Origin of the sequence: Inquilinus ginsengisoli, from assembly GCF_050434925.1 — a bacterium.
Classification (GTDB): Bacteria; Pseudomonadota; Alphaproteobacteria; order DSM-16000; family Inquilinaceae; genus Inquilinus; species Inquilinus ginsengisoli_B.
On record NZ_JBNDJK010000001.1, the window covers coordinates 2,357,730 to 2,376,538 of the forward strand.

General features: G+C 69.3%; 13 protein-coding genes. 5 read left to right on the forward strand and 8 right to left on the reverse strand.

The genetic code is table 11. The annotated features are described in order from the left end of the window. Positions 1-4 precede the first annotated feature (4 nt). Positions 5-1,192, reverse strand: coding sequence for a hypothetical protein (locus QFZ27_RS11325; RefSeq protein WP_429226459.1), 1,188 nt, complete (start codon positions 1,190-1,192; stop codon positions 5-7). 418 nt (positions 1,193-1,610) lie between these two features. After that, positions 1,611-2,591 carry a Tim44 domain-containing protein gene (locus QFZ27_RS11330; protein ID WP_429226460.1) on the reverse strand — a complete coding sequence of 327 codons (981 nt, stop codon included), beginning with the start codon at positions 2,589-2,591 and terminating at the stop codon, positions 1,611-1,613. Between the two features lie 245 nt (positions 2,592-2,836). Here QFZ27_RS11330 and QFZ27_RS11335 point away from each other — a divergent pair, with 245 nt between their 5' ends. After that, positions 2,837-4,036, forward strand: coding sequence for a class I SAM-dependent methyltransferase (locus QFZ27_RS11335; RefSeq protein ID WP_429226461.1), 1,200 nt, complete (start codon positions 2,837-2,839; stop codon positions 4,034-4,036). A 100-nt stretch (positions 4,037-4,136) separates the two neighbouring features. Here the strand turns inward: QFZ27_RS11335 and QFZ27_RS11340 are convergent, their stop codons facing one another. Both QFZ27_RS11340 and QFZ27_RS11345 read right to left on the reverse strand, forming a co-directional pair. Beyond that, positions 4,137-5,264 carry a calcium-binding protein gene (locus tag QFZ27_RS11340; protein WP_429226463.1) on the reverse strand — a complete coding sequence of 376 codons (1,128 nt, stop codon included), beginning with the start codon at positions 5,262-5,264 and terminating at the stop codon, positions 4,137-4,139. Between the two features lie 321 nt (positions 5,265-5,585). After that, entirely contained in the window at positions 5,586-7,217 is a 1,632-nt protein-coding gene (locus tag QFZ27_RS11345) for a PBSX family phage terminase large subunit (RefSeq protein WP_429226464.1), read from the reverse strand. A 173-nt stretch (positions 7,218-7,390) separates the two neighbouring features. On the opposite strand from QFZ27_RS11345, the gene QFZ27_RS11350 reads away from it, so the two are divergent. After that, complete coding sequence (locus tag QFZ27_RS11350) at positions 7,391-7,822, forward strand: hypothetical protein (RefSeq protein ID WP_429226465.1); 432 nt, start codon at positions 7,391-7,393, stop codon at positions 7,820-7,822. 39 nt (positions 7,823-7,861) lie between these two features. Here the strand turns inward: QFZ27_RS11350 and QFZ27_RS11355 are convergent, their stop codons facing one another. Continuing rightward, on the reverse strand, positions 7,862-8,629 hold the full coding sequence (locus QFZ27_RS11355; RefSeq protein WP_429226466.1) for an ion transporter: 768 nt from the start codon (positions 8,627-8,629) through the stop codon (positions 7,862-7,864). Positions 8,630-8,762: 133 nt separating this feature from the next. On the opposite strand from QFZ27_RS11355, the gene QFZ27_RS11360 reads away from it, so the two are divergent. Next, positions 8,763-8,993: a hypothetical protein gene (locus QFZ27_RS11360; RefSeq protein ID WP_429226467.1), complete on the forward strand. Its 231-nt coding sequence runs from the start codon at positions 8,763-8,765 to the stop codon at positions 8,991-8,993. Between the two features lie 230 nt (positions 8,994-9,223). Here the strand turns inward: QFZ27_RS11360 and QFZ27_RS11365 are convergent, their stop codons facing one another. Further along, positions 9,224-10,195, reverse strand: coding sequence for an integrase core domain-containing protein (locus QFZ27_RS11365; protein ID WP_429226468.1), 972 nt, complete (start codon positions 10,193-10,195; stop codon positions 9,224-9,226). A gap of 44 nt (positions 10,196-10,239) precedes the next feature. On the opposite strand from QFZ27_RS11365, the gene QFZ27_RS11370 reads away from it, so the two are divergent. Both QFZ27_RS11370 and QFZ27_RS11375 read left to right on the forward strand, forming a co-directional pair. Continuing rightward, complete coding sequence (locus QFZ27_RS11370) at positions 10,240-10,449, forward strand: hypothetical protein (protein WP_429226470.1); 210 nt, start codon at positions 10,240-10,242, stop codon at positions 10,447-10,449. Positions 10,450-10,771: 322 nt separating this feature from the next. Continuing rightward, positions 10,772-11,512, forward strand: a complete 741-nt coding sequence (locus QFZ27_RS11375) for an HAD family acid phosphatase (protein WP_429226471.1) — start codon at positions 10,772-10,774, stop codon at positions 11,510-11,512. A gap of 114 nt (positions 11,513-11,626) precedes the next feature. Here QFZ27_RS11375 and QFZ27_RS11380 read toward each other — a convergent pair whose 3' ends face one another. Both QFZ27_RS11380 and QFZ27_RS11385 read right to left on the reverse strand, forming a co-directional pair. Continuing rightward, positions 11,627-11,989, reverse strand: a complete 363-nt coding sequence (locus tag QFZ27_RS11380) for a response regulator (RefSeq protein WP_429226472.1) — start codon at positions 11,987-11,989, stop codon at positions 11,627-11,629. Between the two features lie 790 nt (positions 11,990-12,779). Next, positions 12,780-18,746 carry a hypothetical protein gene (locus QFZ27_RS11385; RefSeq protein WP_429226473.1) on the reverse strand — a complete coding sequence of 1,989 codons (5,967 nt, stop codon included), beginning with the start codon at positions 18,744-18,746 and terminating at the stop codon, positions 12,780-12,782. Positions 18,747-18,809: the final 63 nt, after the last annotated feature.

Genomic DNA, 18,809 nt, shown 5'->3' on the forward strand with positions numbered 1-18,809 from the left:
TTCGTCAGCCTCGGCGATGCCATTGCGGCGGCCGGCCTGCCCGGGGATCGGGCATCGCCGCCCGGTCGACCCTGTAGACGACGATCGAGTCCTGGTCATGCTGTATGGTCATGTACTGCATGGCTCTCTGAACGAAGCCGGACCCCGGGCCGAGGTCGAACAGCCCATGATTCGGGTCGATGTAATATATCGAGGCGCCATCGTTCAGGAATCCGACGATATGCCCGTCGCCCTCGTCATTCTCCAGGTAGACGAAAAAGCCGCCGATGGTCGATTGGATGTGGCCGAGCACCGCCGCCCATGATTCGACGCCGTCGTTTCTGATGCGGTTTTCCGCCAGGATCTGCAGGTTGCTTTGCCGCAGAAGATTGGCCTCCGGCCCGCTGTTGTCATAGACCGGGCTTTCATAGCTGGACTGGATCGCCTCGATCAGCCATTGCCCGCCGAGATTGGTGGCAATGCCGCCTTCGAGAAAGCTTCGGTTCAGGAACTGGGCGGTAATGGCGGCGCAGGCTCCGCTGGAGAGCGTCGGCTGTGCTCCCGGGCGAGCCCGATGCCGCATGGCGTATTGCGAATTGTCGATCTCCACGATCCGCCGGGCGCCCGGCAGGCCCGGCACGGCTGGCCAGAGGGGGCTGCCATGCGGCCGCCGCAAGGGCTGCGGCGGCCGCTGGAATACCGACGGCAGCGGCGTCGCGGGGGGCTGCTGATACGCCCATGGCGGTGGGGTCGCGGGGGCGAAGGGGGCGGCATCGGGATTCGCCGTCCGGTACGGGCTCGGCGCCGGATTGAAGGGTGCGGGCGGGTAGACCGGCTGGCCCGGGTGCTGGCTCCAGGCGGGATAGTATGGCGCGCTGGAGGAGCCCTGGGAGGACTGGCCGTTCATGAGCGACTGAACCAGCTGGGCCCGGTGCTGGGGGAACTGGTTCAGGACCTCGATCTGGTCGGCCTGGCCCATCGTGTCGCGGAGATACGCGGCCACGCCGGCCGGGTTCAGCACCTGCATGTTCAGCAGCCACTGCAATATGTTGGGGTCCACCATCCTCAAGGTCCTTCTCGAACCGGTTGTGAGCGTCGATTTCGGTCGTGTCGGCCGATGCCGCGAACCGGCCGCTGGCGCCCGGGGATGCGCCGATCGGCGCCGCCACATGCGAAGCGGCACTCTAGGCAGGGGTGCGCCGAGAGGCCTCATGCATTGCAAGCATGCCGTTAGATACTGGAAGTGGTATTGAACAATGGTCGTGGTCGATCCATTGCGCGATTACTGAAAACTATGATGACATATGTAATAATAAAAATGACGAATGAAACAATCAGGTGGCGCTGCACGCCGCGGACGTCAGTTTTCCTCGGTCGGCGGCGGGCCGGCTCGGAGACCGTTTGGAAATGCGCTGGTGTGGGTCGGCTGGGCGGTGGTTTCGAGACCCGGCCTGCGGCGGACATAGGTCCGTGAGCACCGGAAGCTTGGAGTCCGCCATCAGACGGCCGCACCAGGTGCGTTTCCAGACGGTCTCCCAGGCTGCGCTGTCATCGCAGCCTGGGAATTACGGTGACCTTCCGCGCCCGACAGGGCGGGGGCACGGCTGCTCCGGCGCTCGACCCGCCTCGTGTCAGGCCGCCGCCTGGACCGCGGACAGCTTCCAGTCGGCGCGGCTCTTGCGGGCGAAGGTCCAGAGCTCGACGGTCTCGGTCGGCTTGTCGGCGTCGCCTTCGACGATCCGCCCGGTCGCCCGGTCGCGCGTGGCGTCGACGCTGGAATACCGCATCGCCACGGTCGCATAGTCGGTGTCGTCCTCGCGCCACGCCTCAGCCAGGTCGCCCTGCAGCAGGCGGACGTCCGACACCTCGTTCTTCACGCCGCGGGTCGCGTTCTCGCCGAGCTCCTCGGCAAAATACGACATCACCTCCGGGGTGGTGCGGGCGCGCAGGCCGGCGAAATCCTCCGCCGCATGGGCGGCCTGGATTTCGCCGAGCAGCCGCTCGAAGGCATTGAAGTCCGAACCGTCGAGGCCGACCCCGTCCTTCGCCGCAAGGCGCGCGGACCTGCCCGAACCCGCGAGCCCCGGGACCGGACCGCCGACGGCTCCACCCCCGGCCTCACCATTCATCGCGGACATCGACGCCCCGGCATAGGCCGGGCGGCCGGCGGCGCCGGCGCGGCGGAAGATGCGCCGGAACGCCATCACGGCCAGGATCACCAGGCCGATCTGCAGCACCATTCCCATCAGCCCGGCGGCGCCGCCGAAGCCGTGGCCCAGCAGCATGCCGACGAGGCCGCCGACCGCCAGGCCGCCGAGGATGCCGCCGAAGCCGCCGAACCGGCTGGGGCTCTGGACCCCGGCCCCCGGCTGCGCCTGGCCCGGCTGGGCCGCCGTCTGCGTGCGCGGCGTCATCGACCGGTCGATCGGCGCCGCCGTGCCGGGCGCGGTGGGCGTGGCCGGCGGCGCCTGGAAGGTCCGCACCCCGCGGCTGCCGAAGCCGCCCGAATTCACGCGGCGGGCGTCGGCGTCGTCGACGGCGGCCAGAAGCACGCCCAGCCCGAGGAAGAGGCTGGCGGCGAGGCGGCCCAGGCGGCTGCGGAAGGGGTTCATTTTTGATCCGGGATCCATGCTGTTCTCGGTGCCCGCGACATATGGGGAGTCCCGCGTCGGATTCGAGGGGCAGCAGCCGTCGCGCGGTCCTCCGATTCCAGGGTTGGCCGCCATGGCCGACGGTGACTACACTCCGCGTGCGGGCAGCGGCAGGGCGTGCGCAAGCGCGTCCGCCGCGAGCCGATCATGGCCGACCGCGACGGTCGTCAAATCATCGCTGATTTGTTTGGGGGGAATTGCGCTTCATGAATAAGACCATCGACCGATGCCCGCATTGCGGCGCCTCCGAGCTGGAGGTCCTGGTCGAGATCGAGAAATACAGCTACCTGATCCGGCCGACCGAGTTCGAGAGCATCTGGCGCACGGTGCCGATGACGGTCGGCCTGTGCCATGCCTGCGGCACCTCGATGCAGCTGCTGCCGCCCGACCGCGCGGCGCTGGACGAGATCTACAGCAAATATTACGGCTCCTACCCGACCTTCGCCTCGGACCCCGAGATGGACGAGCGCCACCGGGAGTTCCTAGCGTTCCTGGTCGCCGCCGGCATCCCGATGTCGGGCCACGCGCTGGAGATCGGCTCCTATGACGGCCGCTTCCTGGCCCGGCTGCAGGACGCCGGCATGACGGTCCATGGCTGCGACCCGAACGAGGCCGCGGCGGCCGAGGCCAGGCGCGCCTTCGGCGTCGAGACCACGCTGGACTATTTCACCCCCGACACCTTCCCGGCCGACAGCTTCGACTTCGTCAGCGCCCGCCTGGTGCTGGAGCATGTGACCGAGCCCGACACCTTCCTCGGCGGCCTGAAGAAGGTGGTACGGACCGGCGGCCATGTCGCCCTGGAGGTGCCGGATTGCGGCATCGTGATGGCCGAGGGCGCGCCGTTCTGGATGTACGAGCATCCGAACTACTTCACCGCCACCTCGCTGCTGCGAGCGATGCGGCGGCACGGCTTCGACGGCACGGTGACCTCGCACAAGGGCATCCTGCGCGCCGTCTGCCGCAACACCGGCGAGGCCCGCCTGCCGACCGACGACGTCGCCGTCGACATCGCCCTGGCGCATGAGTTCCGCCGCAAGTACCGCGACTATGTCGCCCGCTTCGACGCCGTGCTGGCGGATGTCCGCCGGCAGGGGTTGCCGATGGCGGTCTACGGCATCGGCAACTACTTCACCAACCTGCTCAGCTCGACCTCGCTCGACCATTCCGAGATCGTCGCGATCTATGACGGCAACCCGAAGAAATGGGGCCTCGAGATCGAGGGCCTGGGCCTGCCGATCCAGTCGCCCGACACGGTGAACGAAAGCGGGCCGGGCGTGGTGCTGCTGGCCAGCGCCTCGTATCCGGGGATGATGGAGCGCATCGCCCCCTATCTCGACCGCGGCGGCAAGGCCCTGCTGCCGCTCCCCACCCCGGTGCTGTACCAGCGGCCGGCAGCCGCCGCCTGAGGGGCATACGGCGAGGGCAGGGCCGCCGGCCCTGCCCTACGCCCGCTTTCATCGAGATGTTGTTATACCGGCCCCGCCGCAGCCCCTCGACCGCGGCACGCTAGAGCACGAAGTCCGAAGCGGCGAGACGGGACGCCCCGTACAGCTCGATGTGGAAATCGGAGGTGCCGTCGCCGTTTACATCGCCGGCGATCGTCACATGGCCGCCGCCGCGATCGGCATAGCGCAGCTCGCCCGCATGATGGGTGTACAGCCCCGACCCGATGAAGCTGAAGGCCTGGTTGCCGGCCGCGCCGGTGTTGGCGTCGATCGCCGCCAGGACGACCTTGTCGCCCTCGGCCCGGCTGAAATCCGTGACCGTGTCGGCCTGGCTGAAGGTGGTGTGAGCGATCGAGGTGAAGTTGAACCGGTCGGCACCGCCACCGCCGGTCAGCGTGTCCCGGCCGGCCCAGCCGTCCAGCGCATTCGCCCCGCCGTTGCCGATGAGGGCGTCGCTTCCGGCGGAGCTGTTGACGTTCTCCACCGAGGTGTATCCGTCGCGCGCGGCGTTCCCGCCCGACCCGGTGCCCGTCGCCAGGTTGACCGTCACGCCGACATTGCTTTCGGTGTAGGTCACCGTGTCGATGCCGTTGCCGCCGTCGAAGTCGTCGCCGAAATAGGTCGACCCCGAGCCGCCACGCATCACGTCATTGCCGTCCTGGCCATAAAGATAATCGTAGTCGCCGCCGCTGCTGAGCGTGTCGTTGCCGGCCCCGCCATACAGCATGTTAGTGCCGCCATTGCCGGTCAGATTGTCGTCATGGGGACTGCCGTCGATGTTCTGGAAGTTGACGAAGCTGTCGCCGGTCGCCTCGCCGCCGCTGGCGGTGCGGGCCTCGAGATTGACGGTGACGCCGGCGGTGGAGCGGCGGTAGGCGAGATAGTTCAGCGTGCTGGTGTCGCCGCCATCCAGGACGTCGGCGCCGGCGCCGCCTTCGATATAATCCTGGCCGGCGCCGCCGTAGAGATGATCGACTCCCGCTCTGCCGACCAGATGGTCGGTCTCGGCGCCCCCGAAAATCGTGTCGTTGCCGTCATCCCCGTCGAGATAGTCCCTGCCGTTGCCGCCATCGAGCCGGTCGTCCCCGGCCTGGCCATACCCATAGTCATTGCCGTCGAAGCCGTAGATGAGATCTGACCCATTCGAGCCCCATAGGCTGTCGGCGCCGGCAGTCCCGTTGATGGCCATGTCAATCATTCTCCTTGGTGCGAATCACTTGGTTGGTATCCACCAAAGAGAGGTGTTTGAAACTGGATCGCAACCAAATAATTTCGAAATCGACTCTCGATGAATAGTTATATATGCGGTCAGGTTGACTAAAATCATGACGAAGCGAAGCGGCGGTGATCTATTCCTTGCTATGAACGGAGATCGGATTATCATCGGCAGAATTTTTTGATTCTGCACCAATTGTCGCACGGCAGGCCTGCTTGCTATGGCAAGCGAACTGTCTGGGCGGCCGTCGATCGGCCTGCCGACCGGACACTTCGGCTGGCGCGCCGCCCCGCCCTACACCCACTTCATCGAGCTGTCATAGGTGCTGTGCCGCTGCCCCTCGACGGCATAGCGCAGGGCGTCGATGGCGTGGTTCTCGCGGTCCTCCAGCTCGGACAGGATCACGCCGGTCTTCGGATGGGTGCGATAGCTGTACAGCGCCAGCTCGTCGATCAGGTGGCGGCAGCGCGGATGCACCACGATGTCGTGCGCCTTCAGGAACTCGACCCCGTCCTTGACCGACCCGGCCCCCTTGGTCGACCCGGCGATGCTGCCGAAGCCGTTGCGCTGCATGTAGCTGATGGTCTCCGGCCGGGAGCTGTCGGCGATGATCGGGCCGCGCCGCGACCCCGGCACGGTGTCGAACAGCGCCGGCGTCCGGTCGATCTCGCAGCCGACCTGATGGGCCTCGTGGTCGACGAACAGCGTCCGCCCCTGGACGAAGCAGCGCACCAGCACCGTCGGGTCGCGGGCGAAGCCCCAGTCGGCGCCGAACAGGAAGCGGGCATCGGCCGGCGTGTCGAACGCCTCCACCTTCCAGTTCCTGAACACCCGGGCCTCGCTGAAGGTCTGGTAGCCGCCGAGCCAGACATGCTGGTGCTTGTCGGCGTCGCGCCCGCGGTCCCATTCCATCTCGGTCCGCAGCACCTCCGGAAAATGCAGGTTCTCCGTCCAGTTGGCCCACACCACCGCGGCATCCGGCGGCGGCGTCCCGCCGCGAAACAGCGCGTCCACCGGGTCGGTCGGCTTCACCGGGTTCCACGAGAACCACAGCTCCGACCCCGGCTTGCGGAGGGTCGGGCGCAGCAGGTCCAGGCTGCGGATCGACAGGGCTTGCGCCTCCTCGACCCAGGCGATGTCATAGCCCTCCAGCGATTTGATGCTCTCCGCCGTGTGGTTCTGCATGCCCTGGAAGATGATCCGGCCGCCGCCGGGCGTCAGGATGCGGTTGGCCTGCACCGTGAAGGCCGCGCCCAGGTCCAGCGCCTGGATCTTGTCCTCGATCAGCCGCTTGACCGACTGGTCGAGCGAACGCTGCACCTCGCGGATGCACACCGCCCGCAGCGGCGCCGCCTCGATGCAGCGCCGCACCAGCATCTCGGCGAAGGCATGCGACTTGCCGGAGCCGCGGCCGCCGAACGCGGCCTTGTAGCGCGACGGCTCCAGCAGCGCCTCGAAGGTGGGCGCCAGGCCGGGCGGCGGCAAGGCGGGCAGCGGCGGCGCGGCCGCCGCCCATGGCGCCAGCGTCTCGGGCGGTTCCGGTGGGTCCTGCGGCGCCGGCACCAGGCCCGTCTCGCTCAGCCCCTGGTCGCGGCAGAACGCCACGAACGCCGCGTCCATCGCCGGCAGGTGGTCGGCGTCATGCCGCGCGGCGCGGTGGCGCAGGCGGCGGGCCCTGCCGATGTCGCCCAGCCGGCGCACCACCTCCGGCGGTGGGGGTTGCCCCTCGGCGCGCAACAGCGCCACATACCAGAAGCAGCGGGCCACGACGTGGGGCCGCTGCATCATCTCGCAGCCGACCTGGGCCGCGCTGCGCGGCGAGAACCCGGCCTCCCGCGCCGCGCGGGCGGCATTGCCGTGATGCGCGAAGCACCAGGCGAAATTGTCCCAGCGTAGCGGCAGCCATTCCATCACATCGGCGTTCATCCCGGCCTCGCATGAAAAAGCCCGCCGCGGCGGGGCCGGGCGGGCGCAGCTCTTCGACTCTGCCTGAATTGTGCAGCGTCAGGACAAGCTCTCGCGGGGCCGGCAACCCGGTGTCGCGGATGGCCGTCATCGGGTAGCTTGGGCGCCGGGCGACGGTGGGGATGGCGGCGGCGATGGCGACGGATTCGGATCTGCGGGAGAAGCTTCGGAAGATCGAGGCGCTGCATGCCGGTGCCGGCACCGAGGGAGAGCGGCTGGCGGCTGAGGCGGCGCTGGAGCGGATCCGGGCGCGGCTGCGGCAGCAGCAGGCCCGGGATCCGGCGGCGGAGACGAAGGTCACGCTGCCCGACCAATGGTCGCGGCACCTGTTCGTGGCGCTGTGCCGGCGCTACGGGCTGCAGCCGTTCCGCTACCCGCGCCAGCGGCGGACGACGGTGATGGTGCGGGCGCCGCGAAGCTTCTTCGACCAGATTCTGTGGCCGGAGTTCCAGGAGCTGAACGCCGAACTGAGGCGCTATCTGCACGCGGTGACGCTGCGGGTGATCCGCGACGAGGTCCATGCCGACACGGCCGAGGCGCCCGAGGTCGCCGAGCCGGCGGCGTGACCGGACGCCGGCGGGGCTGACTCGAGGCGTCGTCCCCGCTCAGTCGCGCGACGTCGCCCGGGGGTGTGCCGCCTCCCGGTCCTCGGCGGCTGCGGCGACGGCCGCTTCCTTGGCCCGGATCGCGCCCAGCGCCGAGGCGACCAGCCCGGTCGGGATGGCGATGATGCCCAGCGCCACGAACAGCATCAGCACGGTGAAGATCCGGCCGATGGCGGTGACCGGATAGACGTCGCCATAGCCGACCGTGGTCAGCGTCACCGCGGCCCACCACATCGCGTCGAACACCGAGGCGAAGGCCTCGGGCTGGGCGTCGTGCTCGAACTGATAGATCACCAGGGCGCAGACATAGAGCACGATGACCGCCGCCGCGCCGAACACGACGATCTCCTCCTTCACCGCGCGCCAGGCGGAGGTCAGGCGGTCGATGGCGCTGTTGTAGCGGGCCAGCTTCAGCAGCCGGACCAGACGCAGCAGCCGCAGCGCCCGGACCGCGCGCAGGTCGATGCCGATGCCGGCGAAGACGAGGCCGAGATAGAACGGCGCGATCGCCAGCAGGTCGACGACCCCGAAGAAACCTCGCGCATAGGCGCCCGGGGCAGGGGTGGTGGCAAGGCGCAGGACGTATTCGGCCGTGAACACCGCGACGACGACGCTCTCCGAGACGGCCAGCACCGTCGCGGCCCAGCCCGGCAGGCCGGGCAGGGTCTCGATCCCCATCGACAGGGCGGAATACAGGATCAGCGCGTGCAGCCCCAGCTCGACCCGGTGCCCCAGCCCGGGATGCCGCCCGTCGAGGGCGGTCGCCACCTGCGTCCTCCAGCCCATGATCGCTCCCCGAATGCGCCGGAACTGCGCCGTCACGGCAACTGGACGGAGTATACGAACGCGCAATCGTTCAACACAGTGGCTCCGTGTCATTGCGACAGGAGGCGATGCAGCCATGGCCTGTTGGGTGAAGCGAATACTCCTGAAATCCGGCGAGTTCGTTAAGGAAGACGAGCTCACAGGAGAGACCAGCAGCTATGAAGGACGGCCGCCGATGGTCGGTGACGAAATCGTCGTCAGGTGGCGGGGCAAGGAGATGAAGGTGCGCGTCGTCTGGGGAAACTGGCCGGGTCGCATCGCCGAGGATGACGACGCCTTGGTGCCGATCCGGGCAGAGGAGCTATAGGCGATACGGCAACGCGACGGGCTTGCGAGACCATTGCCTCTCCCGCTTGCGGGAGAGGTCGGACATCCGAAGGATGTCCGGGTGAGGGATGGCGGCCTGGCCGAAAGCACCGCTTTGCCAGGAGCGAGCGCATGATCCGCCCTGTCCTGAAACGCTGATCCTGGTGTCGCGGCCGGGCGGCCCTCACCCGGTCTCGCTGCGCGATGTCCAGCGGATAGATGGGTGACATTTTAGACCGGATGGATGGGTGACAGCTGCGTCGGGTTGGGGCGCCTGCGCGCAGGCGCCCCAACCCGACGCAGTCGCTTCTGCTGGGGGTCGATCACCCCGATCGGCGTGTTGTAGAAGCGCATGCGCAGCTCGCCGGTTTCGCGTTCCTCGATGGCGACCCATTCGCCGACCAGAACCTCGGACACGAACAGGAAGTCGCCCGCCCACTTGATCTCGCCGTTCGAACGCACCCGGCGGATATCGGCTTCCCGGGGATACTCCGGCTCCGGCAGACGCTTCGGCAACGGCCGCGGCGACGGCTGATAGTGCCGCGCCGGCGGCGTCTGCCCCAAGGCTTCATGCGGCCGTTCGTGGTTGTAATACGCCCGGAATTCGGCGAAGCGTGCAGCCTGGGCCGCCCGGTCGGCCGCCGCCGGCTCAATCGCCTCCCGCAGGGTCAGATGGAACCGCTCCTGACGTCCATTCTGCTGCGGCTTGCCCGGTGCCGTCCGCTCGTGCCGGATGCCCAGCTTCGCCCACCAGGCGCTCAGCCGCGTCAGCCCGGTAACCCCGGGCGAGGCGAACGGCGAACCGTTGTCCGACCGCATGATCTCGGGCAGGCCATTCTCCTCGAAGCTCCGCTCGAACTCCGCTCGCGCCTCCTCACCCCGGGTGCTGTCGCCCGCCGTCAGCCCCAGCAGATACCGCGCATAGCCGTCGCCGATCGTCAGCGGCTCGCACCGCTCGCCATTGCCCAGCCGAAACCAGCCCTTGTGGTCTGTCGCCCAGACCTGGTTCGGCCGCTCCGCCACCGTCAGACCGCCCAGCGTCGGCGGCACCCGATGACGCCGACGCCGCGGCTGCACCAGACCCTCCCGCTTCAGGATCTCCCCCGCCGTCGACGGCACCGGCCAGGCCGCCTCCGGATAGCGCTCCTCCAGCTTCGCGATGATCTTCGCGCTCGCGGTAAAATCATCGTAGCAAATGTGCATACAGTTCTATGTTTCATTGTGGGGCCGTCGTGTACGATGTTTCAGTGAACTTGCGGCCGGATCGATCCTACCGGCTCGACGCAGATCAGCGCGGCGATACGAAGCGGCTTCCGTCGAAGCCGACCAGCCAGATGCTTGCTGTCGGCGCACAGGCAGGCGGCGTTTCTGCCGATGTCGCCTGGCGGATATACCGGGCGATGATCGAAGCCGCGGCCGGCGAAGCTCCTGGATCCGGGCGCATCCATGATGTCTAGCTTCGTGAACTGCTCATACCAGCGGCCTGAAATATTGACCGGTCATGGCGAGCCCCGCAGGGGCGTGGCCATCCAGAATGGTGGGGTTCGTTCCGGCTGCAGGACTGGATGGCCACGCTTCGCTCGCCATGACGAAGAAGGGGCGGAGAGTCGATCTCAAAGGCCGTTGGTATCAGCCGTCCATATGGCCTGATCACGCCTTGATTGCCTCATGGGCACAAGGTCGATCGCCGCGCTGCTCCCGCGCGGCGAAGGCGAAAGCCCGTCAACCGTGTCCCGTCAACCGTGTATCGTCGCTGCAAGGACACCGGGGAGGACGCCCATGCCGTCGCTTTGCCACCGTCCGGCCTCGATGCCGGCCGCCATTGCCCTCGCGATTTTTCTCTCGGCCTGCGCTGCCGACCGGGCGGCGGCGCCGACCGCATCGCCGTTCGTCTCCGTCGCGACCCAGCCGGCCAATGTCGGCGACGCGCGGACCGCGGCGCTCGCCTACCGCAACTCGGGCGCCTATGACCGCGATGTCGCCGAAATCGCCGCGCAGGCCGGGCGCTGGCTCGCCGGGCGGGCCGCCGGCGTGGCCCGCCCGGCGCTGGTGCTCGACATCGACGAGACCGCCCTGTCGAACTGGGAGGTCATCCTGCGCGACGATTTCGGGCGGCCGATCGCCGGCCCGTGCGACCCGGCGGGGAAAGGGCCGTGCGGCTGGGCCGCCTGGGACCAGCTCGGTCGCGATCCGGCAATCGGGCCGACCCTGGCGCTGTTCCGGCAGGCCCGGGCCGCAGGCGTGGCGGTCTTCTTCATCACCGGGCGGCCGGAGAGCCAGCGGGCGGCGACGGAGCGGAACCTCGCGGCGGGGGGTTACCGCGGCTATGCGAGGCTCGCGATGGTGCCGGACGGTGCGCATTTCACCTCGGCCGCGGAGTTCAAGGCGCCGGTGCGCGCCGCGATCGAGGGCGAGGGCTATACGATCGTCGCCAATGTCGGCGACCAGCCCTCGGATCTCGCGGGCGGCCATGCACAGCGTGCCTTCCTGCTGCCGAACCCGTTCTACCGCGTGCCCTGACCCCGAAGGCGCACCGTCACTGCGATGTCCCAGGGAACCCGGCCTTCCGGTGCGGTATCTGTCGACGCGCCCCCGAGACCGCCCCCCACCGCCCCCACCGGCGCCGGAGAGGTCTCACCGGGTCAGGCTGGCCGCCAGCGCCTGCAGGTCGGCCGTGCTGAAAGGCTTCGACAGCACGGGCCGCACGATGAAGCGATAGTCGATCTGGTCCTTCGGACGGGAGGACACGAAGGCGAAGGGTATGCCTCGCTCCGCCAGCACCTCGGCCACCGGATAGACGTCCTCGCCTCCCGCCAGCTGGATGTCCAGCAGCGCCGCATCGAACGCCTCGGATCTTGCGGCCGCAAGCGCATCCGCCAGGCTCGACACCGGGCCGACGATCCGGAATCCGGCCGCACCCAGCGCGTCCGCCACCAGCACCGAGATCAGGAACTCGTCTTCGACCACGAGGATCGTCGGTCTGTCGTCGGATCCCACGTCCCACTCCCCCGTCTACGATGGCTCTTCCATCAACAGCCGGAGGCCAGGGAAGTGCGGACCCGATCGTGTCTTTTGTATCTTTCGGGCGCAACCCGGCCCGGACCATGGTGAGGGGGAGATCCGGACCGGGCCTGAGCGCTGGGGGTGAGAACAGGCGCACGATGATAGAGAACTGCTATCTTAAGGTGCAGACCAGGGGTGGTTTCACCCCTTTTTTGGAACAGGCCGGTGCGCAGGCAGCGGCTTCTGTCGCGAATGCCGCCTCTTCCGCTGCCTGGTGGGCGCGGCGCCGCAGCGTGTGATCGTCGGCCGCGGAATCATCAGGTGGCGGACGAGCCGAACAAAGCCCGGGATCGAAACGGTGACCCGGGCCCGGTGTGAGCCGCAGTTCGCCATTGAACTCGGCCGCTTCCGGCGCATGTCATTGCCATGAAACCTCTCATCCGCCTGGCGCTCCTCGCCGGCGCGGTCCTGGCCTTCGCACCGATGGCCAGCGCGCAATGCGTTGTGGACCCGAAGGCCGTCGATGCCGATGGCGCTCCCTGTGCCAACGGGCCGGCCGGCGGGTCTCCACCGCTGGTCCGCGGTCAGCGGCCGGTCGTTCAGGATATAAAGCCCCCCCAGAAGGTGGCTCCGGTCAGGCCGATCCCAGCCCCCAATCCGGCCAGGCCGGGCAACCTCATCGATCCCCCGAGCCTCGCGCCGCCATCCGCGCTGAAGCCATGATCCTTCCGCAAAGGATTTGAACTCGCGTTTTCACGTGAGAGCGGTGTTCCAAAAGTGCCGCTTACAGCAGGAAATCCACGGCCGTCAGGGCGTGGTCGGCGGTGACGTTGATGGCGAAGTCGGAGACCTTGTCGCCGTTGACGTCGGCATAGACCACCTGGATCGCCCCGGCCGTCACCACCCGCAGCTCGCCGGCATGGCGGGTGTAGTCGCCGGTGCCGAAGGTGAAGGCGGTGTCGCCGTTCTCCGAATTGCCGTCGGCATCGATTGCCGACAGGTCGATCCTGTCGCCGGTGGTGAAGTCGGCGATGACGTCCTTGCCGAGGCCGGAGACCGCGCTGTCGGACAAGGCGGTGTAGACGAACCGGTCGTTGCCGGCGCCGCCCTTCAGCAGGTCGCCGCCCCCACCCCCGGTGAGCACGTCGTTGCCGGCCATGCCCCACAGGGTGTTGGCGCCGGCGTCGCCGGCCAGCGTGTCGACGGAACCCGAGCCGATCACCTGCTCGATGCTGCCGAGCGTGTCGCCCGCGGCGTCGCCGCCGGAGACGTCACCCGTCGCGAGATCGACCGACACGCCGGCGGTCGAGCCGAGATAGCTCGCGGTGTCGATGCCGTCGCCGCCGACCAGCGCATCGGCTCCGGCCGCGCCTTCGAGCGTGTCGTTGCCGTCGCCGCCGTCGAGCTGGTCGTCGCCGGCGCCGCCCAGGATACTGTCGTCTCCCGCCTCGCCGAAGACCTGGTCGTTCTCGCTGCCGGCGTCGATCGAGTCGTTGCCGATGCCGCCATGGATGGTGTCGATCCCGGCCCCGCCGACCAGCCGGTCGGCACCGTCGCCGCCGGAGAGCGCGTCGTTGCCGCCTTCGCCCCCGAGCGTGTCGTCGCCGCCATTGCCGACGAGGGTGTCGTTGCCGAGCTCGCCGCCGATGATGTTGCGGACGTTGTCGCCGGTCAGGGTGTCGTCGTTGCTGGAGCCGTACAGGTGCTCGATGTTGGTCAGGACGTCGCCCGCGGCGTCGCCGCCGCTATGGATGCCGGTCAGCAGGTTGACCGAGACCGCCGCGGCCGAGCCCTGGTAGTTGGCGAAGTTCGAACCGGCGCCGCCGTCGAGGACATCGGCCCCGGCCCCGCCGCGGAGCTGGTCGTCGCCGGCGCCGCCGCTGAGCGCATTGGCCGCGGCGTCGCCGTACAGCCGGTCGTCGAGGTTCGACCCGATGAGATTCTCGATGCCGGTCAGCGTGTCGCCCTGGGCTTCGCCGCCCGTGTTCACGCCGCTCGCCAGGTCGATGGCGACCCCGACCGTGGATCCGGCATAGGCCGCCGTGTCGCTGCCGGCGCCGCCGTTCAGCGTGTCGGCCCCGGCGCCGCCGTCGAGCAGGTCGTTGCCGTTGCCGCCGGCGAGCACATTGGCCACGCCATTGCCGGTCAGGATGTCGCCGGAGTTCGAGCCGGAGAGATTCTCGATGCTGTTGAAGGTGTCGCCGGCGGCATCGCCGCCTGTTGCGGTGTTGGCGGCGAGGTTGACGGTGACGGCCGCGGACGCGATGTAGTCGGCGGTGTCGCTGCCGGCCCCGCCTTGCAGGATGTCCGCGCCGCCGCGGCCCGCGAGAACATCGTCGCCGGCGCCGCCATCCAGGACATTCGCCCCGGCCTGGCCGTTGATCACGTCGGCGAAGGCCGAGCCGATGACGTTCTCGATGCTGTTGAAGCTGTCGCCCTGGGCATCGCCGCCGGTCGCGGTGTTGCTGGAGAGGCTGAGGCTGACGCCTGCGGCGGAGGCGGCATAGCTCGCCGTGTCGATGCCGTCGCCGCCTTGCAGCGTATCGGCGCCGCCGAGGCCCTGGAGCGTGTCGTTGCCGTCGACGCCGTCGAGGGTGTTGGCCCCGGCATCGCCGGTCAGGCTGTCGGCCTGGTTCGAGCCGGAGAGATTCTCGATGCTGTCGAAGGTGTCGCCGGTCGCATCGCCGCCCGCGGCGGTGTTGGTGGCGAGGTTGATCGTGACGCTCCCGGTCGCGATGTAATAGGCGGTGTCGCTGCCGGCCCCGCCTTGCAGGAGGTCCGCACCGCCGCGGCCTGCCAGCAGGTCGTCGCCGGCGCCGCCGCTCAGGACATTCGCCCCGGCCTCGCCGTTGATCGTGTCGGCGAAGGCCGAGCCGATGATGTTCTCGATGCTGTTGAAGCTGTCGCCCTGGGCATCGCCGCCCATCGCGGTGTTGCTGGAGAGGCTGAGGCTGACGCCCGCGGCCGAGGCGGCATAGGTCGCCGTGTCGGTGCCGTTGCCGCCGATCAGCGCGTCCGCCCCGCCGAGGCCCTCGAGCGTGTCGTTGCCGTCGACGCCGTCGAGGATGTTGGCCCCGGCATTGCCGGTCAGGGTGTCGGCCTGGTTCGAGCCGGAGAGGTTCTCGATGCTGTCGAAGGTGTCGCCGGCGGCATCGCCGCCTGCGGCAGTGTTGGTGGCGAGGTTGATCGTGACGCTGCCGGTCGCGATGTAATAGGCGGTGTCGCTGCCGGTCCCGCCGCGCAGGACGTCCGCGCCGCCGCGGCCCGCCAGCAGGTCGTCGCCGGCGCCGCCATCCAGGACATTCGCCCCGGCCTGGCCGTTGATCACGTCGGCGAAGGCCGAGCCGATGACGTTCTCGATGCTGTTGAAGCTGTCGCCCTGGGCATCGCCGCCGGTCGCGGTGTTGCTGGAGAGGCTGAGGTTGACGCCTGCGGCGGAGGCGGCATAGGAGGCGGTGTCGGTGCCGTTGCCGCCCTGCAGCGTGTCGGCCCCGCCGAGGCCCTGGAGCGTGTCGTTGCCGTCGCCCCCGGCCAGGACATTGGCTGCGGCGCTGCCGGTCAGCGTGTCGTTCAGGGCCGAGCCGATGAGGTTCTCGATGGCCGCCAGCGTGTCGCCCTGGGCGTCGCCGCCGGTGCCCGCGCCGGTGAGCAGGTTGACGGCGACCGCTGCGGCCGAGCCGGTGTAGTCGGCGGTGTCCGTGCCGTTGCCGCCGTTGAGGGCGTCGGCCCCGGCCCCGCCGTGGAGCAGGTCGTTGCCGTCGCCGCCGCTCAGCGCATTGACCCCGGCGCTGCCGGTCAGCGTGTCGTTCAGGGCCGAGCCGGTGGCGTTCTCGATGGCCGTCAGCGTGTCGCCCGCGGCGTCGCCGCCGGAGACGGCACTCGTCAACAGGTTGATCGACACAGCCGCCGCCGAGCCGGTGTAATCGGCGGTGTCTGCCCCATTGCCGCCGTTGAGGGCGTCGGCCCCGGCGCTACCGCGAAGCGTGTCGTTGCCGTCGCCGCCGGCCAGCACATTGGCCACGGCGCTGCCGATCAGCGTGTCGGCCAGGGCCGAGCCGATCAGGTTCTCGATGGTCGCCAGCGTGTCGCCCTGGGCGTCGCCGCCCGTGCCGGTTCCAGTCAGCAGGTTGACCACGACCGCGGCGGCCGAGGCGGCGTAGGTCGCGGTGTCGGTGCCGTTGCCGCCCTGCAGCGCATCGGCGCCGCCGTGGCCCTGGAACGTGTCGTTGCCGTCGCCGCCGGCCAGGATGTTGGCCCCGGCATCGCCGGTCAGCGCGTCGGCGAAGGCCGAGCCGGTCAGGTTCTCGATGTCGGTCAGCGTGTCGCCCGCGGCGTCGCCGCCCGAGGCGGCGCCGTTGACCGTTACCGCCACCGCGGCGGCGGAGGCGGCGTAGGTCGCGGTGTCGGTGCCGTTGCCGCCCTGCAGCGTGTCCGTCCAGCCGCCGCCCTGGAGCGTGTCGTTGCCGTCGCCGCCGGTCAGGATATTGCCATCCTCGTTGCCGGTCAGCGTGTCGGCGAAGGCCGAGCCGGTCAGGTTCACGATGCGGAACAGGGTGTCGCCCTCGGCGTCGCCGCCCGTGCCGGTCCCGGTCAGCAGGTCGACCGCGACGGCCGCGGCCGAGGTGGCGTAGGAGGCGTTGAGGCCGATCAGCGTGTCGGCCCCGGCGCCGCCGATCAGCACGTCATTCCCGACGAGGCCGTCGAGGGTGTTGGCCCCGGCGTCGCCGGTCAGCGTGTCGTCCTGCCACGAGCCGATGAGGTTCTCGATCGACGTCAGCGTGTCGCCCTGGGCGTCGCCGCCCGTGCCGGTTCCGGTCAGCAGGTTGACCACGACCGCGGCAAGCGAGCCGACGTAGTTCGCGGTGTCGGTGCCGTTGCCGCCCTGCAGCGCATCGGCGCCGCCGAAGCCGATGAGCGTGTCGTCGCCGCCGCCGCCGGCCAGGACATTCGCCGCGGCGACGACGAACTCGCCGCTCAGGTTGTCGTTGAAGGCCGAGCCGATGACGTTCTCGATGCTGGTGTAGGGGGGGGCGTCGACCCAGACCACCACCCCGACGGCCGAGGCGGCATAGGTCACCGTGTCGGTGCCTGCGCCGCCCTGCAGCGAGTCGGCACCGCCAAGGCCCTGGAGCGTGTCGTTGCCGTCGCCGCCCGACAGGACATTGGCTCCGGCGTCGCCGGTCAGCGTGTCGTTGAAGGCCGAGCCGGTCAGGTTCTCGATGCCGGACAGGACGTCGCCCGCGGCGTCGCCGCCCGAGGCGGCGCCGTTGACCGTGACCACGACCGCGGCCGCCGAGGCGGCGTAGGACGCGGTGTCGGTGCCGTTGCCGCCCTGCAGCGTGTCCGCGCCGCCGCGGCCCTGAAGCGTGTCGTTGCCGTCGCCGCCGGCCAGGACATTGGCCCCGGCGTCGCCGGTCAGCGTGTCGCTTAAGGCCGAGCCGGAGAGATTCTCGATGCTGCTGAAGGTATCGTCCTGGGCATCGCCGCCCGTCGCGGCATTGGTCGCGAGATTGACGGTAACGCCCGCGACGGATGCGATGTAGTAGGCCGTGTCGCTGCCGGCCCCGCCTTGCAGGAAGTCCGCGCCGGCACGGCCCGCCAGCACGTCGTCGCCGGCGCCGCCATCCAGGACATTCACCCCGGCACTGCCGTTGATCGTGTCGGCGAAGGCCGAGCCGATGACGTTCTCGATGCTGCTGAAGCTGTCGCCCGCGGCATCCCCGCCCGAGGTGTTGCCGGTCGTGAGGCTGAGCGAGACCCCGGCGGCCGAGGCGGCGTAGGTCGCCGTGTCGACGCCGTTGCCGCCCTGCAGCGCGTCGGCGCCACCGAGGCCGGCCAGGACATTGGCCCCGGCGTCGCCGGTCAGCGTGTCGTTCAGGGCCGAGCCGGTGAGATTCTCGATGCCGGTCAGGATATCGCCCTGGGCATCGCCGCCCGAGGCGGGGCCGTTGACCGTGACCACGACCGCGGCCGCCGAGGCGGCGTAGGAGGCGGTGTCGGTGCCGGCGCCGCCGTTCAGCACGTCGCCGAACTGGCCGCCTTCGAGCCAGTCGTTGCCGCCCCCGCCGTTGAGCGTGTCGGTGCCGCCGCCGCCAAAGCTGTCGCCGCTCAAGATGTCGTCGCCATTGACGCCGTTGAGCAAATCGTTGCCGCCCATTCCGATCAGAATGGTATCGCCGTTCAGGTTGGCGGTCAGGACGTCGTTGAACTCCGAGCCGGCCACGTACTCGAATCCGGAGAGGGTGACGCCCCCGGAACCGACGCCGGTGGTCAGGTTGACAGTGATGGCTAAGCCCGCGGCGCCCGAGAGGTCGAGGATGTCAAAGCCGGAACCGCCGATCAGCGTGTCGGCGCCGCCGCTGATTTGGATAACGTCGTCGCCGGCGCCGCCGTCGACCGTGTTGGCCCCACCGTCGCCCCGCAGGCCGTCGGTGAAGGCGCTGCCGATCAGGTTCTCGAAGCCGCTGAAGGTGTCGCCCGTGGATTCGCCGCGGTTGCCAAAGCCGGCGTTCAGGTGCACCTCGACGCCCTCGGTGGCGTTGGCATAGCTGAGCGTGTCGATGCCGGCGCCACCGCTCATGGCATCGACACCCAGGCCGCCCTGGATGATGTCGTTGCCCCCGAGGCCGCTGAGCGTGTCGTTGCCGGCGCCGCCATTGATGATGTCGATGCCGTCCGGGTTGGCCGGATTGCCCGGATCGGTCCCGGTGAGGGTTTCATTGCCGGCGGTGCCGTTGAGGATCTGGGTCACGAGACGTCCTCCTGCTTCGGTCGCCACCGCTCATGGAGAACGGCCGGGCCGTGAAATGCGGCC